Here is a 16,778-nt window from a genome sequence, read left to right as displayed (position 1 = left end):
CTCAATGTGTCGCCCATTTTTTTATGGATAAAAATTTACAGTTAAGTAAGATTGAAAAAAAGCAGTGAAATGATTATCATTATCATAGTAGTCTAATTTAATAGCAAACCTTGTGCAGAAAGTAGGAGAAAGAATGACCAAGAAAAACAAGGATCCGCAAAATGTTGAAATTTGGGCGGATCTTGTAAACATAAAAGATTTGATTCTTGCAATCATTATTTGTATAGGATTTACCATGGGTGGTTATTTTATAGCTCCTGGGAAAGCACCAATGCCCCTTTTCTTTGGGCTTGGCGGTGCCATCATTGGCTTTATTATTTCCAGTTTGATTATTAAGCCAAAACGAACACTACGTGAAAGTGAAGAGACGGAGGCGAATGAAAAATGACGCTTCAACTTGTAATTGAGATGATTATCGCTTCCGTTTTGGCAGCTGGAATTTACACGATTATCGGGATTGCTCCCGGGACAGATGAAACAGCGGTACTAGCTCCTGTGACTCTTGCTCTCGTTTTACTTGGCGTTTCGCCGATGGTTGTGCTTGCTTTTTTTGTTTCAGCTGTTGTGACGCTGAATTTGACGGATGCAGTACCTGTCGCTGTTGCAGGAACACCAGGTGGGGTTATGGCCTCGCCAATGGTTCCTTATGGGCTCACCCTAAAGGAGGCTGGTCAATCGGTTGTTGGAATACGCAAAATGGCTTCTGGTGCTGCGATTGGAACAATTGTGGCTGTTCCAATTAGTTTAGCTTTGGCGGGTCTTCTGGCGCCGCTATCCGAAGTGATTACGAAGTATTCGGCCCCTGTTTTCTTTATCGGCGCTATATTTCTTGCCTTAGTAAGTAAAAATAAAATTTTATCTTTGCTCGCTATTTTACCTTTTAGTTTGCTTATCGAGGGAATGCGTTATTTGTATTGGGGCGTTGGCGCGGTTCCAGAGACGAAGACGATCACGATTTCATTTTTCCTTGGAATCACAATTGGTCCGATGATTTTTAGTATGATTTCTCTTTTGAATAAAGAACATCGAGAAAAACTGCCGAAACAAGAAAAACGTGAGATTGTGATTGCAAATGCTGAAAAGCAAAAGGGTTTTCCTAATCCCTTCAAAGTGTTGACCAAACAAGAATCTTGGGCAACGCTTGGAACTTCTATCGCTGGCTGTTTTACTTTTTTCATGAGTCCAGTTGGAATGACAGTATTGTTTGGTGAAGCGGTTGTGAGCCGAGTGAAAGATCCAATTAAAAAGGCGAAGATTGCACTTGCTAGCATGGAAGGCTTGGCACACTCGACTTATTTAGCTGGTCTTTTGATTCCGCTTATTGCACTTGGGGTTCCTTTGTCGCCTGTCGCGATTGGGCCGGCTAACCCGCTCTTTAATGCCCCTCCTGTCTTTACGTTAGAGAAAAATATGCATCACCTGCTCACGATGTCAGAGTTTACGATTGCGACTATTGTCGGTTCAGTTGTAGGACTTGGACTCACATATTATGTTATCATGAAGTATTCCCAGCAAATTTGTCGTTTCGTGTTTAAATTTATTCCGCATGAAGCGATTTTAGGACTGTTTATTGCGCTTGTCATGATGCTTAGCTACATGGATGGCGGATTTATTAATATGATGGGTGTACTTCTTGTTGCGATTGTATCGGGTGCACTTAGTCGACTAGGAATTAACTTTGGTGTGTTGTTTATGACGCTTTATGCAGCACCTTGGATTGTCACAACGTTATTCTAAAATCAGGAAGGAATGGAGCCAATTGGCTACAGGACGTGCAACTGCAAAATTAATTTTATGTGGCGAACATGCTGTTGTTTATGGTGAACCTGCAATTGCTGTACCTTTTTCACAGGCTGTCATTGAAACAGAAGTTTTGCCTACTAAACAAAAAACAAAATTTTCGTCTGCTTTTTTCACAGGTGATCTAGATAATATGCCCCCTATTCTCTTTGGCATTAAAGAAATGGTTGAAGCTATTTTGAAGGATATTGGAACGGAACCGGTTCTAATTCGTGTCTTAACTGAAATCCCGATCGGACGCGGACTTGGTTCAAGTGCTGCAGTAGCTGCGAGCGTGGCACGGGCTTTGTTTGCTTATTTTAAGCAGGAACTTACGGATGAGACGTTGCTCGAATTTGTGAATCAATCTGAGAAATTGGCACATGGGAATCCTAGCGGAATTGATGCTGTCACAGTTGTGACTGAAAAACCAGTTTGGTTTCAAAGAGATCTGTCGCTTGAAACGATGCACTTTCATGAAAAATTATTTTTAGTGGTGGCAGATACAGGAATTCCCAGTGAGACACGTGCAGCGGTGGCGGATGTTGGAAGGTTGATTGAGGCGCAGCCTGAAAAATTCAAGCCAATGATTCATGATCTTGGAAATATTTCCCGGGAAATAAGGAAGCAGCTTGAGGGTGCAGCGGACATTCAGCAAGTTGGAAAAGCGATGAATGCAGCGCAAGTTATTTTGGAGGAACTTACGGTCAGTGATTCGAGCCTTGAAAAGTTAATTCGTGTAGCTTTACAAAATGGTGCAGCAGGTGCAAAGCTAACGGGAGGCGGACGCGGCGGTTGTATGGTTGCTCTTGTTTCTAGCAAAAAGCAAGCAGAATCGTTAGTGAAGGCTCTGCATGCAGCGGGTGCTAGCGAAGAATGGATTTTTACGATTGGAGAAGGAACGCATGAAAGTAACAGCGGTAGCTCACACCAATATAGCGCTTATTAAATATTGGGGAAAACGGGACGAAAAGTTAATCTTACCTTCTAATAGCAGTTTATCAATTACTTTGGATAAGTTTTTTACGGAAACCACCTTTGAATGGGATGATTCACAGAAAAAGGATGTGCTCGTTTTAAACGGTGTGGAACGTGAAGATGCAAAGGTTCAGCGGTATTTGGATGTATTGCGAAGTGAATTTGGGATTGCTTCCCGTGCGGTCATTCATTCGGAAAACCATGTGCCTACTGCGGCAGGTCTCGCTTCTTCTGCTTCTGCGTTTGCAGCGCTTGCGGTGGCGGCTTCTGCTTCGCTTGCCCGTAACGATTCCAAAATGGAATTATCTCGGCTTGCTCGACTTGGTTCGGGTTCAGCAAGTCGCTCTATTTTTGGTGGTTTAGCGATTTGGCAAAAAGGTGAAAACACAGACGGGTCAGATTCTTATGCGGTTCCTTTTGAAAGTGAGTTAACGAATCAGCTGGCTGTTGTAGTAGCGATTGTGTCTGATCAGCCTAAAAAAATCTCCAGTCGTGATGGAATGAAACAAACAGTTCAGACCTCCCCTTTTTTTGGAGAATGGACGAAAACGGCTGAACTCGATTTGGAATTGATAAAGAAAGCTTTTGCTCATTCTGATTTCACGCAAGTTGGCGAAATTTTGGAACACAATGCGATGAAAATGCACGCTACAACTTTGAGTGCGAATCCACCGTTCACATATTTTAGTCAGGAATCACTTCTTGTGATGGAAGCTGTGAGAAAGTTGCGGGCTGATGGAATCGAAGCATATTTTACGATGGATGCTGGACCTAATGTTAAAATTGTATGCCTAAAGCAAGACGAAGAAAAAGTAGCCAGTCGAGTTGAGCCACTGGTTGGTCGTGTTTTAATTTGTCACGCAGGTGAAGGAGCTAAGGTGATTCAGAATGAAAATGGAAATTAAAAATTCCTGGAAAACTTTATATAGCAGGTGAATATGCGGTGGTGGAATCTGGACATACAGCTGTTTTAGCTGCGGTCGATCGCTACATTACGCTAGTTCTTGAAGACGCACCAAAAAATGAACTTAAAATCCCACACTATGAGGATCAAGTGACTTGGAAGACGGGCGAAGAGCTAAAGACAGACGGAGAGCACTGGTCATTTACAGCCGAAGCAATCAATACAGTAACAGCTTATTTGAAAGCTCAGGGAATTTCGCTTACGCCAATTAAAATGACGATTCAAACAGAATTGATTGATGCTTCCGGTTTTAAATATGGACTTGGTTCAAGTGCGGCGGCGACAGTAGCTGTTGTGGATGCCCTACTTGAAAAATTTGCACCAAATACCGATCTACTGACAAGATTTAAACTGGCTGCTCTTTCGCATCTCGTTGTACAAGGAAACGGCTCTTGTGGCGACATTGCTTCTTGTATGTATGGTGGTTTCATTGCCTATACAACTTTTGATCAGGAATGGATTAAGCGACATCTCCCGTATGAATCTTTAGATTGGTTCATTAAAAATGATTGGCCAGCGCTAAAAATTGAACGGTTAACGATGCCTGATTGGCCATTTTTAGTTGGCTGGACGGGGAAACCTGTTAGTACGGGACGACTTGTTTCTGAAATTCAATTGTTTAAACAAAAAAGTCCAGCGGCATACAAGCAGTTTTTAGATGATTCATCGGCGGCTGTTCAGAGGCTGTTAGAGGGCTTAGAAAAACAAGATCAAACAATGGCTTTTGAGGCTATCAAAGAAAATAGACGCTTACTTCAAAATCTTGGCTTGCAGGCAGGGGTACAAATTGAAACGGAGCTTCTTGAAAAGTTAGCGCAAATTGCGGTCGATTGTTCTGGCGCAGGAAAATCTTCTGGTTCTGGTGGCGGCGATTGCGGTATTGCTTTTTTACCTGACTCTAGAGCGGCAGAAAAAGTCAAAAGTGCGTGGCAAGAAACAGGAATTATGCCACTACCATTTCGTACTGGACAGGTGAACATCAAAAAATAAGGCTTAAAAACTCGATCTTTTTTCACTAGGTCGGGTCTTTTTTTTATTTGTGAAAAAATTAATATGTACAGTCTTTGAATAATTGATAGATATAGGTTATAATATTAAGCGAATATGCACATAGTGTTTTTTATTGCTTGAGAAGTTTGTGAAAATAATCGAATACATGCTTTGCGGGAGTAGAAAACAAACTAGGAATCATACTATATTTTTGCGCGTTATACGAACTGTATACTTCAAAAGGAAAGAGGGGATTAGGGTGTCAAAGATACTGAAATCATTACTTTTTGCCGTTTCTGCTGGATTTCTGGCTGTTTTAAGCGGCTGTGGTGATTTGACGGTACTAGATCCAAAGGGACCGGTTGCGAAAGATCAGAGCAATCTAATTATCTATTCGATATTCTTTATGCTACTGATCGTGCTAACCATTTTTGTGTTGCTTACGATTATTTTATTTAAATACCGTGAACGAAAAAATCCAAAGAACTACGAACCAAATATGCACGGGAGCCGTAAATTAGAAATTTTATGGACGCTTATTCCAATCATAATCGTTATTGCACTTGCAATTCCAACTGTAAAAACGATTTATGCGGGTGAAGAAGCTCCAAAAGTTACATCGCATAAGGATCCAGTTGTGATTTATGCGACAAGTGTGGACTGGAAATGGATATTCAGTTATCCAAATGAAAGCATTGAGACTGTCAACTATGTACATATTCCTACAGATCGACCAGTTCTCTTTAAATTAACATCCGCAGATACAATGACAAGTTTTTGGGTGCCGCAACTAGGTGGTCAAAAATATGCCATGACTGGTATGACGATGAACTTGTATTTACAAGCTGATGAAGAAGGAACTTATAAAGGGCGTAATGCGAACTTTAACGGAGAAGGCTTCCATGAGCAACGCTTTGATGTGATCGCACAATCTGAAAGCGAATATAAAGCGTGGGCGAAGAAAACAAAAGCTGACTCTCCACTCATCACACAAGATATTTATGATCGCTTGCTTATTCCAGGTGGCTCGAAAGAGAAGAGTTATTCAGGAACCCACTTAGCCTTTGTTGATGTGGCAGCAGATCCTGAGTATGTCTTTTATGCGTATGAACGTTTTGGTTACAAGTTAACGAATCCGCATAATCCAAACGAAAAAGTGACAATTTCTGATAAACCGCTTAAGCCAGCGCGTCCAGTTACGGTTACAAATCCGCAATTTGAACGCCATAACATGGATCCGATGATCATTAAAAACGGTGAGAAATATCACTCAGATAAGCATTATGATAAAGAAATGAAAAAAATGGAAGACGACATCCAAACGAACGAATTCAATAAAAAAAGAATCTGACCATGAGGGCCATTAAAGGGGGAAACTAAAACATGAAATGGAATGAATTTATCATCACTGGCGACCCTCTGATCTTAGGTGCACAAGTTTCGATTGCACTCGTCAGTATTGGGATTGTCGTGCTATTAACGTATACGAAAAAATGGAAATGGCTTTTCAAAGAATGGATTTCTTCCGTTGACCATAAACGGATTGGGATTATGTATTTGATATCTGCTGTTTTAATGTTTTTCCGGGGTGGCGTGGATGCGCTCATGATGCGTACCCAACTGGCTTTACCGGGAATGAAATTTTTAGACGCACAGCACTATAATGAAGTATTTACAACGCACGGAACGATCATGATTTTGTTCATGGCGATGCCGTTTGTTATCGGGTTAATGAATATTGCGGTGCCGCTTCAAATTGGAGCACGCGATGTTGCATTCCCATTCTTAAATAATTTGAGTTTCTGGACATTCTTTATGGGGGCAATGCTTTTCAACTTGTCCTTTGTAATTGGTGGTTCCCCAGCAGCAGGCTGGACAAACTATGCACCTCTTGCAGAAGAATTTAGTCAAGGTTATGGAATTAACTTTTACTTACTCGGGGTTCAGATAGCCGGGATAGGGACTTTGATGACGGGGATCAACTTCTTTGTCACGATCATGCGGATGAGAGCTAAGGGTATGACGCTGATGAAAATGCCAATGTTTACTTGGACAATTTTGATCACTTCTCTAATCATCATCTTTGCATTCCCAGTTTTGACAGTGGCGCTTGCCTCATGTCATTTGACCGGTTATTCGGGACAGCATTCTTTACACTGGCAAACGGTGGTTTACCGATGATGTGGGCCAACCTTTTCTGGGTTTGGGGACATCCGGAGGTATACATTGTTATCCTGCCGGCATTCGGGATTTTCTCGGAAGTTATTTCTACCTTCTCGAAAAAGAAACTGTTTGGATATCCAGCCATGGTTGCTGCCATCGTTGTTATTTCCGTTCTAAGTTTCATTGTTTGGGTCCATCACTTCTTTACGATGGGATCAGGCGCACTTGTTAACTCGTTCTTCTCAATCACAACAATGATGATTGCGATACCGACTGGGATTAAAATATTTAACTGGCTATTTACGATGTATAAAGGTCAGATTCGCTTTGATACGCCGATGCTTTGGTCACTTGCTTTTATACCAAACTTTGTAATCGGTGGTGTAACCGGAGTTATGCTTGCCATGGCTGCGGCTGACTATCAATATCACAATACGTATTTCCTTGTATCTCACTTCCACTATGTGTTGATCGCAGGAACTGTATTCTCTTGTTTCGCCGGTTTAATTTACTGGTATCCGAAAATGTTCGGCTACAAGCTGAATGAAAAAATTGGTAAATGGTTCTTCTGGGTGTTTGTCGTTGGCTTTAATGTCTGCTTCTTCCCGCAATATTTCTTGGGGTTAGACGGCATGCCACGTCGACTTTACACTTATACACAAGGAGACGGTTGGACAACCTTGAACTTTATTTCTTCTATCGGAGGATTCCTGATGGGAGTAGCATTCTTAATTCTTTGCTGGAATATCGTTTACAGCTTCAAACATTCAAAACGTGAAGTTAGTGGCGACTCATGGGACGGAGCAGGACGTACACTTGAGTGGGCAACAAGCTCTGCGATCGCACCAAAATATAACTTTGCAATCCTACCAGAATGGCACAGCATTGATGATTTCTGGAACAAGAAACAAGAAGGCAAGTCTTACTTGGACGATAAAAACTATCAACCTATTCATTTGCCAAGCAATACAATGCTCGGATTTGTGATGTCTGTCTTCTTCTTCATCGGCGCGTTTGGCCTTGTCTTCTACTGGTACTGGCTTGGACTCCTTGGAGGTCTTGGAGTACTTGGCTGCATGATTTATCGTTCTTTCCAAAAAGACGAAGGCTATCATGTTTCAGTTGAAGAAATTCGTGCGACAGAAGAGCATGCCGCTCACGAACGTGAAACGGGCGTAAAGGAGGGTAACCCATGGAATCTGTAAAAACAAATTCGAACCTTCCGCTTGAGTATCAATCTGAACAAGGGAGACTGAACATTCTTGGTTTCTGGATTTTCCTTGGTGCAGAAATTGCGCTTTTTGCAACGCTTTTTGCGACTTACTTTGTGATGATGAAAGCTGGTTCGAATGCGGGACATCCGCCAAAAGAAATGTTCGAACTACCGCTTGTACTCATCATGACATTCCTGCTACTCACGAGTAGTTTTACTTGTGGCTTAGCAATCGGTGAAATGCGTAAAGGCAATACGAAGATGTTGATGGTCTATTCGATTATCACCTTACTTCTAGGTGCTGGCTTTGTCGGATTTGAAATCTATGAGTTTGCACATTACATTATGGAAGGCGTGACGATGAAAGTCGGCTCATACTGGTCTTCGTTCTTCGTTTTACTTGGAACCCACGGCGCCCATGTAACGATCGGCTTATTCTGGATTACGTTTATCCTTATTCAAATTAAAATGCGCGGTTTGACGCCACGTGCAGCATCCAAAGTCTTTATTTCAAGCTTATATTGGCACTTCTTGGATGTTGTCTGGATTTTCATCTTCACGGGTGTCTACCTGTTAGGGATGGTGAACTAAATGGCTGAAAACAAAAATACAAATAGCGCCCATGCTGAATCGGGTATCCCGTGGAAGCATATCATTGGCTTTATCTTATCCATCGTATTAACTTTACTAGCTGTTTGGGTAGCACTTTATTCTTCACTAGAATATAGTGTGAAGCTAGTCATCATTTTCATCTTTGCGTTCATTCAAGCAGCTTTGCAGCTCCTTATGTTCATGCATATGACAGAAGGACGAGACGGCCGCATCCAAGTCGGCAACATTCTTTTCGCAGCGTTTATCGCGATCGTAGTTGTCATCGGCTCTTATTGGGTTATGGAAATCGGTCACATGAACCATTTGATGTAATGAATTAAACAAAACAGGAATTCAGGAGATTATTTTATTTCCTGAATTCCTGTTTTTTATTGGTTGAAAAGCAAGTCTTGGTCAAGGTTTTAAATGATTTACTCTCTTTTATGAACAAAAGTTCAAAAATAAATTTTACAAATGTAAAACGCTATGTTATGATGAGTTTGTAAAAAAAGAAAGGGGTTTCAAAAATGAATTTAACGACTGCAGATTTAGCCAAATATTTAGATCACACAAATTTAAAAGCGAACGCAACAAAAGCTGATATTGAAGTGACTTGTAAAGAAGCACTAGAATATAATACTGCTTCTGTATGTGTTAATGCATACTGGATTCCGTTTGTTGCGGAACAATTAAAAGGTTCGACAGTGAAGCCGATTGCTGTTGTAGGTTTCCCACTTGGAGCAACAACGACAAAATCAAAAGTCTTTGAAACACAAGTTGCCATTCAAGATGGCGCTGAAGAAATTGATATGGTTTTAAATATTGGGGAACTGATCGCTCAAAACCACAGTGAAGTTGAAAAAGATATTCATGACGTGGCTTTAGAAACTCACAAAACTGGTAAATTATTAAAAGTCATCATTGAAACTTCTTACTTGAACAACGAACAAATCGTAGCTGCTTGTGAAATTTCAGAAAAAGCTGGTGCAGATTATGTGAAAACCTCAACAGGATTTAGTTCAGCTGGTGCAAAAGTAGAAGATGTTGCTTTGATGCGCAAAACAGTCGGAGATCGATTAGGCGTTAAAGCATCTGGGGGTATCCATTCTAAAGACGAAGCGATGGCAATGATTGAAGCTGGAGCTAGCCGCCTCGGTGTGAGTGCAACAAAACAAATATTAGCTTAAGCTAGACTTTCCATGTAAAATATAAGAAGAAATAGCGAAAACATCTACTTAAAGCTAGTTTAAGTGGATGTTATAAGGGCCCTCGCTCAATTACGAAACCACGTAATGGAGTAATTTAATAGAGAAGGAGAATTTTTCATGAACAAGTACAATCGAGTTTTTGCGATCGTTATTGATTCTGTTGGAACTGGAGCTGCACCGGATGCAGACAAATTTGGGGATGTGGGATCGGATACGTTAGGTCACGTTGGTGAAGCGTATCAAGGAAAACTAAAATTACCAAACTTGCAAAAATTAGGCTTATCAAATCTAAGAGACACTGCGATTGAAGGCGTGGCGAAGGCGGAACAACCGCTTGGCTGTTATGGTAAAATGACAGAGATTTCCGCAGGGAAAGATAGCATGGATGGGCACTGGGAAATGATGGGGCTACCTGTTACAGAGCCGCTCAGTTATTTTCCGAATGGTTTCCCGGATGAGCTACTAGCCAAGATTTCAGAGTTCTCAGGCCGCAAAATCGTTGGCAATAAACCAGCTTCTGGAACAGAAATCATTAAAGAGCTTGGAGAACATCAGCTAGAAACTGGGGATTTGATTATTTACACGTCGGGTGATTCCGTATTACAAATTGCTGCGCATGAAGAAATCATCCCAGTTGATGAACTTTACAAAATTTGTGAGTTTGCTCGTAGCTTAGTGAATGGCCCTGAATATGTAGTAGGACGCGTTATCGCTCGACCATATGTGGGAACAAACAAAGATAACTTCACAAGGACTGCTAATCGGCATGACTTTGCATTAAAACCAACCAGTAAAACTGATTTGGATGCCCTGCAAGCTGCTGGTATTCATACCGTTGGGATTGGTAAGATCAATGATATTTTTTCCGGTCAAGGATTAGATGAAGTTTATCATAATGAAAGCAATATGGATGGCCTGGATCACTTAGATAATGTAATGGCAAAAGACTTCAAAGGCTTTTGTTTTGTAAATTTAGTGGATTTTGATTCCATGTATGGCCATCGCCGTGATCCGATTGGTTTTGGACAAGCGTTGATGGACTTTGATGAACGTCTCGGTCAGGTTTTAACGAATTTGAAAGAGGATGATTTGTTGATGATAACAGCAGATCACGGCAATGATCCAGGTTTTAAAGGAACCGACCATACGCGCGAACAAGTGCCACTTTTAGCTTATTCGCCAAGCTTGAAACAAGGAAGCAGTTTAGGCATTCGCAAAACATTTGCTGATTTGGGCGCTACGGTAACAGATAACTTCGGCGTTTCTGGCAGCAAAGTAGGAACAAGCTTTTTAACAGAATTAAACTAAAGGGAAGACGGGGAGGAAGAGGATAATAATGACAGATGAAGAAAAAAATCAAGCAAAGTTTGCTCGTAGCACACCTTTATTATGAAGAAAATATGGGGCAAGCTGCCATTGCAAAAAAATTGAATCTTTCTCGCCCGACCATTTCCCGGTTATTACGAAGTGCTAGAGATAGTGGACTCGTTAAAATCCAAATTTTTTAACCCGCTATTAAACGCTGATGAGCTGTCGCAGCAATTGTCTCAAAAATATGGAGCAAAAATCATGGTCGTTCCGTCAAATTTTAACGGTGAAACGTTGTCGATTAACAGCGTCGGCGCTTATACGGCAGATTTTTTAACGAAGATCGTTCGGCCAGACGATATTATCGGAATCGGCTGGGGGAAGACGATTCATTCTGTAACCACGAGAATGGAGAATCAAGAGGTCCCAGGCGTTCAAGTTGTACAATTAAAAGGAAGCGTTAACTTTGAAAATGAACGAACTTATGCTTATGAAAGCATTAATGAATTAGGCCGCGTTTATCATACACAGCCGCAGTACTTGCCGCTACCAACGATTTTTGATAATCAAGTGACAAAAGAAATGGTCGAGCAAGATCGTTTTATTAAAGCGGTTTTGGATTGTGGAAAAAAAGCTAATATTGCTATATTTAGCGTCGGAACCGTTCGTAAAAGTGCCTTATTATTTCAATTAGGCTATTTTGATGAAGGTCAAAAAGAAAATTTGCAAGACCATGCAGTTGGAGATATTGTTTCTCGCTTTATTAATAAAGACGGCGAATTGGTAGATGAAAAATTAAATGAACGAACGGTTGGCATTCAGTTATCTGATTTAAAAGAAAAACGTTATTCAATCTTAGTTGCTAGTGGGGTTGCGAAACTTGCAGGTGTAAATGCCGTGTTAACAGCAGGTTACGCTAATCATGCAGTAATTGATTTAGCACTAGCACAAGCATTAATAGATTATGAAAGGGAGCAAGAGACATGAGAATGATCGATGTAATTGACCATAAACGTAATGGTGGCGAGTTGACAGATGAAGAAATTCAATTTTTTGTAGATGGTGTTGTAAACGAAACCAGGTTATCAAATTGAAATCAGCGAAGAAGAGTTTATTAATAAAAATTTCAGTGCATTTAGATTCCTATCTAATAAATACTTGACCATCATAATTTTTTTAAATCTGTAAAAAAAATCTTCATGTTGCTTGTTAACTAACAGTGGCATCTTATTTTCTTTAAAATATTTAAGGTCTAATGTTTCTTCATCTTGTGTAGACAACTTTCCATCAAGATGTTCCAGTTCAAAAAAATAGGAAATGGGTTGGATTTTGTCACCATTTGGATAACTATCTTCATATTTGGAATATATACCAATTAAGGATTTCATCTTAGTTTGAAGCCCCGTCTCTTCCAAAATTTCTCTTACAAGAGCTTCCTCAATGGATTCTCCTAATTCAATAGCTCCGCCTGGAAACCCCCAAACATTCCTATCCTTTCTTTTTTGAAGTAAAATTTCTCCTACACTATTTTTAATACATCCGCCTACAAAATTTAAAATAATTTTTTCATTTCCTACTTTTTTTCTTATTTCCCTTATGTAGTCCATATTTTACCCACCTTTAATCTAAGTTTCACAAACTTTTCAAATTTTATGCACACATTATATCACAAAAACGCTCTCGTAATTGTGGAAAAAATGCGAATTTTTCGTTTGTACGCATATTTTCGGATTTGTAGATAAATTTTAAAGGTATCAAAATAGAGTGGAATGAGTATGTCATTCGGATATTATAGCGCACCTCTAAAGTAAGTCAGATCAAAAAATCTAACTTTAGGAGCATACTACATAACGCATGGATTTTTCATCGTCCTCAAAAAAAGTTCTTGCTCTGTAATGCATTACAGAGTTTATAGTGAAACTAGAGACAAGATAGGAGGAGAACAAGACATGAAAAAACAAGATTTACGCTTCCCTGACGGTTTTTTGTGGGGAGGAGCAGTTGCAGCAAACCAGTGCGAAGGCGCTTACCAAGAAGATGGGAAAGGGCTGTCTCTCGTTGATTTACTTCCAGCAGCCGAAGGAGGTCGCTGGGACGCGCTTCAAGACCCTAAAAAAGCTATGGAAACCACGTATGACTATTATCCAAGTCATGAATCCATTGATTTTTACCATCGCTATAAAGAAGATATTGCCTTATTTGCAGAAATGGGCTTCAAATGCTTTCGTTTGTCAATCAGTTGGCCGCGAATTTTTCCAAATGGAGACGAAACCGTACCAAATGAAAAAGGCCTTGAATTTTATGACAACGTATTTGCAGAATGCTTAAAATACGGCATTGAACCTGTTGTCACCATCAACCATTTTGATACACCAGTCGGACTCATGAAAGACTATAACGGCTGGGCTAACCGCAAAACCATTGATTTTTATCTTAACTTCTGTGAAACCATCTTTAAGCGCTACAAAAACCAAGTTAAATATTGGATGACCTTCAACGAAATCAATATGATTTTGCACATTCCGATGTTCGGTGGCGGTATGGACATAACAGGCGTAGAAAATCCAGAAGAACTAAAATACCAAGCGATCCATCATCAACTTGTGGCATCCGCGCGCGCAACGAAGCTCGCGCATGAAATCAATCCAGATAATCAAATTGGATGCATGCTTGCGGCTGGGTCTACTTATCCCAATACCCCAAATCCTGAAGATGTGTTTGCAGCGCTTGAAGCGGACCGGGAAGGTTATTTCTTTGTGGATGTGCAGGCGCGTGGATACTATCCAAGTTATAGCAAGCGACTTTTCAAGGAAAAAAATATCAAGTTGAATATCGCAGATGGGGATTTAGAAGTACTTCGTGACCACACAGTGGACTATGTAGCGTTTAGCTATTACTCATCAAAATTAACAAGTGCTGACCCCGAGGTTCTTGATAAAACAGAAGGAAATGTCTTTGCAACGCTTAAAAACCCGTATTTAGAGGCGAGCGAATGGGGCTGGCAAATTGACCCGATCGGACTGCGGATTACGATGAATGAAATTTATGACCGCTACCAAAAACCGCTGTTTATCGTGGAAAATGGGCTCGGCGCCGTTGATAAAGTGGAAGCGGATGGCTCGATCAACGACGATTACCGGATTGATTATTTACGGGAGCACGTGCGCGAGATGCGTGAGGCAATGGAAGACGGGGTTGAACTCATTGGGTACACACCTTGGGGCTGTATCGACCTTGTGAGCGCGGGAACGGGTGAAATGAAAAAACGCTATGGCTTTATTTACGTTGACCGCGACAATGAGGGGCACGGAACACTCGATCGCTCGAAGAAAAAATCATTTGATTGGTACAAAAAAGTAATCGCTTCGAATGGAACAGATTTAGATTAGAAATAAAAGCTTCTTTTGCTGATGCAAGAACCAGCAAGAGAGGCTTTTTCTATTTTGAAACACTTCTAGTGAGTAAAATCACCCTTTAAAAATTCGAAAATAAATCGAAAAAATATTGAAAGCGTTTTACACATATGATATAGTTGGATTATCAAAAAGGATTGTTACCAATTTTGGGCAAAACCTAAACTGATTTGTGGGAATTTTTGTGTCGTTTTCTGACGCACATTCCTCGGATGAGTTTAGGTTTTTCTTTTGCCCAAAAATAAGAAAGGATGGTTCAAGAGATGAAAAAGTATGAAGCACTCGCAAAGGACATCTTAGAAAATGTCGGAGGTGTCGAGAATATCAATAGCGTGTTTCACTGCGTAACACGGCTAAGGTTTAAACTTAAAGATGAGAAAATTGCCAATACTGAAAAAATTAAAGCTTTAGATGGTGTCGTTTCCGTCGTACAAAGTGGCGGTCAGTATCAAGTAGTTATCGGAAATAACGTTCCAGATGTTTATAGCACGTTTATTGAAATAGCTGGCATCAATCCAGAAAATGCTGGCGAAGAAAAATCAACAGGAAATATCTTCAACCGTTTCATTGACTTTATTTCGGGTGTATTTACGCCTGTTCTCGGTGTTTTAGCTGCAACTGGTATGATTAAAGGCTTTGCTGCTATGTTCCTTGCGTTTGGATGGTTAACCGAGCAATCAGGAACTTATCAGATCCTTTATGCAGTCGGAGATAGCTTGTTCAACTTCTTCCCAATCTTCCTTGGCTATACAGCAAGTAAGAAATTCGGTTCGAACATTTTTGTGGGGATGGCCATCGGGGCGTCGATGGTTTACCCGACACTTGCAGGAATTATGGCAGGAAAACCGCTTTATACACTCTTTGAAGGCACAGTCATCGCTTCACCAATTCATGTGACCTTTCTTGGAATCCCTGTCATTTTGATGAGCTACGCTTCTTCCGTTATCCCAATTTTGATTGCCATTTGGTTCAGTTCAAAAGTTGAAAACTTGATGAAAAAAATCATTCCAGATGTAGTCAAAACTTTCTTAGTGCCATTTTTTACTCTTTTGATCGTTGTACCACTAACCTTCCTAATCATTGGTCCAATCGCAACTTGGGCTGGACAATTGCTAGGCGCAGCAACCATCTGGGTTTACAATTTGAGCCCAATCATAGCCGGCCTTTTACTGGGTGGCTTCTGGCAAGTCTTTGTTATCTTCGGCTTGCACTGGGGACTTATTCCAATCGCAATGAACAACTTGGCACAAATGCACTTTGATCCAATCTTGGCGATGAGTTTCGCGGCATCCTTCGCTCAAATTGGTGCGGTACTCGCAGTTATGATCAAGTCGAAAAACGAAAAATTAAAATCTCTTAGTGTTCCTGCCTTCATTTCGGGTATTTTCGGGGTGACCGAACCTGCAATTTATGGGGTTACACTACCGCTTAAAAAACCATTCATTATGAGTTGTATCGGTGGTGCCATTGGTGGCGCGATTATTGGCGGGGCGCACGTAAAATCTTATATCATGGGTGGTCTTGGTATTTTCGGTATTCCAAACTTCTTCAAACCGGGTGGATCAATCGGGTTCAGCGTGCTGATGGTGATTATTGCGATCGTTGTAGCATTTATCATCGGCGCCGTGCTCACGTTGATTTTTGGATTTAAAGATCCAGCCAACGCAAAAGCTGAAACAGAAGCAGGAAACCGTGAAACCGAAACCCTTATTGAGCGAGAAATTTTGGTAAGTCCAATGGAAGGCGAAGTCATCACTTTAGCTGAAGTGCCAGATGAGGCCTTTGCATCTGGTGCCCTCGGAAAAGGAACCGCCATAAAACCGCAAGCAGGTAAAGTTTTTGCTCCAGCAAGTGGTGTGGCGACAACCGTATTCCCAACTGGGCATGCAATTGGCATTAAAACTGATGAAGGCGCGGAAGTGCTCATCCACATTGGATTAAATACCGTTCAATTAAACGGTGAACATTTTACAACACACATTAAGCAAGGTGATCGTGTTGAAGCAGGCGAGCTACTTTCAGAATTTGATATCGAGAAAATTACAGCCGCTGGTTATGATGTAACAACACCAGTGATTATCACGAATTCGGATAAATATTTGGATATTTTAGTGGTAGATGACCAAAATGTTAAAGTAGGCGACCGCCTAATCACACTTGTCATATAAAAG

The 16,778-nt window shown here is 40.8% G+C and carries 15 protein-coding genes and 1 pseudogene; 15 read left to right on the top strand and 1 reads right to left on the bottom strand.

The window, feature by feature from the left end; all coding sequences use genetic code 11:
* Positions 1-133 precede the first annotated feature (133 nt).
* From MAQA_RS10910 to MAQA_RS10855, 13 genes and pseudogenes are all read left to right on the top strand, one after another.
* Positions 134-388: a hypothetical protein gene (locus MAQA_RS10910; RefSeq protein WP_036073918.1), complete on the top strand. Its 255-nt coding sequence runs from the start codon at positions 134-136 to the stop codon at positions 386-388.
* The gene (locus MAQA_RS10905) at positions 385-1,737 is read left to right on the top strand and encodes a tripartite tricarboxylate transporter permease (RefSeq protein WP_036073916.1); all 1,353 of its coding nucleotides are present in this window, start codon (positions 385-387) and stop codon (positions 1,735-1,737) included. Before MAQA_RS10910 ends, MAQA_RS10905 begins: the two co-directional genes overlap by 4 nt.
* Positions 1,738-1,759: 22 nt before the next feature.
* A complete protein-coding gene (gene mvk / locus MAQA_RS10900) occupies positions 1,760-2,728 on the top strand; it encodes a mevalonate kinase (protein WP_036073914.1) in 969 nt (322 codons plus the stop codon).
* Positions 2,685-3,662, top strand: a complete 978-nt coding sequence (mvaD, locus tag MAQA_RS10895) for a diphosphomevalonate decarboxylase (RefSeq protein ID WP_036073911.1) — start codon at positions 2,685-2,687, stop codon at positions 3,660-3,662. The genes mvk and mvaD overlap by 44 nt, the downstream gene beginning before the upstream one ends.
* Before the next feature lie 38 nt (positions 3,663-3,700).
* Positions 3,701-4,711, top strand: a complete 1,011-nt coding sequence (locus tag MAQA_RS10890) for a phosphomevalonate kinase (protein WP_241463212.1) — start codon at positions 3,701-3,703, stop codon at positions 4,709-4,711.
* A 259-nt stretch (positions 4,712-4,970) separates the two neighbouring features.
* Entirely contained in the window at positions 4,971-6,062 is a 1,092-nt protein-coding gene (qoxA, locus tag MAQA_RS10885; protein WP_036073907.1) for a cytochrome aa3 quinol oxidase subunit II, read from the top strand.
* Between the two features lie 32 nt (positions 6,063-6,094).
* Positions 6,095-8,079, top strand: a pseudogene (qoxB, locus tag MAQA_RS10880) (cytochrome aa3 quinol oxidase subunit I).
* Positions 8,067-8,678 (top strand): cytochrome aa3 quinol oxidase subunit III, encoded by a 612-nt coding sequence (gene qoxC, locus MAQA_RS10875; RefSeq protein WP_036073904.1) that lies wholly within the window; start codon positions 8,067-8,069, stop codon positions 8,676-8,678. Before qoxB ends, qoxC begins: the two are co-directional and overlap by 13 nt.
* Positions 8,679-9,011, top strand: a complete 333-nt coding sequence (qoxD, locus tag MAQA_RS10870; protein ID WP_036073902.1) for a cytochrome aa3 quinol oxidase subunit IV — start codon at positions 8,679-8,681, stop codon at positions 9,009-9,011.
* A gap of 194 nt (positions 9,012-9,205) precedes the next feature.
* On the top strand, positions 9,206-9,865 hold the full coding sequence (gene deoC / locus MAQA_RS10865; RefSeq protein ID WP_036073900.1) for a deoxyribose-phosphate aldolase: 660 nt from the start codon (positions 9,206-9,208) through the stop codon (positions 9,863-9,865).
* A 138-nt stretch (positions 9,866-10,003) separates the two neighbouring features.
* Positions 10,004-11,194, top strand: coding sequence for a phosphopentomutase (locus MAQA_RS10860; protein ID WP_036073898.1), 1,191 nt, complete (start codon positions 10,004-10,006; stop codon positions 11,192-11,194).
* Positions 11,195-11,229: 35 nt separating this feature from the next.
* Positions 11,230-11,394 (top strand): MarR family transcriptional regulator, encoded by a 165-nt coding sequence (locus MAQA_RS14930; RefSeq protein WP_206537555.1) that lies wholly within the window; start codon positions 11,230-11,232, stop codon positions 11,392-11,394.
* Positions 11,354-12,181, top strand: coding sequence for a sugar-binding transcriptional regulator (locus MAQA_RS10855; RefSeq protein ID WP_338151629.1), 828 nt, complete (start codon positions 11,354-11,356; stop codon positions 12,179-12,181). The genes MAQA_RS14930 and MAQA_RS10855 overlap by 41 nt, the downstream gene beginning before the upstream one ends.
* A 98-nt stretch (positions 12,182-12,279) precedes the next feature.
* On the opposite strand, the gene MAQA_RS10850 is transcribed toward MAQA_RS10855, so the two are convergent.
* Positions 12,280-12,801 (bottom strand): NUDIX hydrolase, encoded by a 522-nt coding sequence (locus MAQA_RS10850; RefSeq protein ID WP_077913612.1) that lies wholly within the window; start codon positions 12,799-12,801, stop codon positions 12,280-12,282.
* Positions 12,802-13,143: 342 nt separating this feature from the next.
* Here MAQA_RS10850 and MAQA_RS10845 point away from each other — a divergent pair, with 342 nt between their 5' ends.
* Both MAQA_RS10845 and MAQA_RS10840 read left to right on the top strand, forming a co-directional pair.
* Positions 13,144-14,583, top strand: a complete 1,440-nt coding sequence (locus MAQA_RS10845) for a 6-phospho-beta-glucosidase (RefSeq protein ID WP_036073896.1) — start codon at positions 13,144-13,146, stop codon at positions 14,581-14,583.
* Between the two features lie 287 nt (positions 14,584-14,870).
* Complete coding sequence (locus MAQA_RS10840) at positions 14,871-16,775, top strand: beta-glucoside-specific PTS transporter subunit IIABC (RefSeq protein ID WP_036073893.1); 1,905 nt, start codon at positions 14,871-14,873, stop codon at positions 16,773-16,775.
* Positions 16,776-16,778: the final 3 nt, after the last annotated feature.

Source organism: Listeria aquatica FSL S10-1188 (assembly GCF_000525795.1).
Classification (GTDB): domain Bacteria; phylum Bacillota; class Bacilli; order Lactobacillales; family Listeriaceae; genus Listeria; species Listeria aquatica.
The sequence above is the reverse complement of the archived record's forward strand: the minus strand, read 5'-3'. Positions and strand labels throughout refer to the sequence as shown.

Bases quoted from the DNA above. Each gene is read 5' to 3' on its own strand.
- MAQA_RS10840 (WP_036073893.1), top strand. From the start codon at position 14,871: ATGAAAAAGTATGAAGCACTCGCAAAGGACATCTTAGAAAATGTCGGA.
- MAQA_RS14930 (WP_206537555.1), top strand. From the start codon at position 11,230: ATGAAGAAAAAAATCAAGCAAAGTTTGCTCGTAGCACACCTTTATTAT.
- MAQA_RS10910 (WP_036073918.1), top strand. From the start codon at position 134: ATGACCAAGAAAAACAAGGATCCGCAAAATGTTGAAATTTGGGCGGAT.
- mvaD (WP_036073911.1), top strand. From the start codon at position 2,685: ATGAAAGTAACAGCGGTAGCTCACACCAATATAGCGCTTATTAAATAT.
- MAQA_RS10850 (WP_077913612.1), bottom strand. From the start codon at position 12,801: ATGGACTACATAAGGGAAATAAGAAAAAAAGTAGGAAATGAAAAAATT.
- MAQA_RS10845 (WP_036073896.1), top strand. From the start codon at position 13,144: ATGAAAAAACAAGATTTACGCTTCCCTGACGGTTTTTTGTGGGGAGGA.
- deoC (WP_036073900.1), top strand. From the start codon at position 9,206: ATGAATTTAACGACTGCAGATTTAGCCAAATATTTAGATCACACAAAT.
- MAQA_RS10905 (WP_036073916.1), top strand. From the start codon at position 385: ATGACGCTTCAACTTGTAATTGAGATGATTATCGCTTCCGTTTTGGCA.
- qoxC (WP_036073904.1), top strand. From the start codon at position 8,067: ATGGAATCTGTAAAAACAAATTCGAACCTTCCGCTTGAGTATCAATCT.
- MAQA_RS10860 (WP_036073898.1), top strand. From the start codon at position 10,004: ATGAACAAGTACAATCGAGTTTTTGCGATCGTTATTGATTCTGTTGGA.
- qoxD (WP_036073902.1), top strand. From the start codon at position 8,679: ATGGCTGAAAACAAAAATACAAATAGCGCCCATGCTGAATCGGGTATC.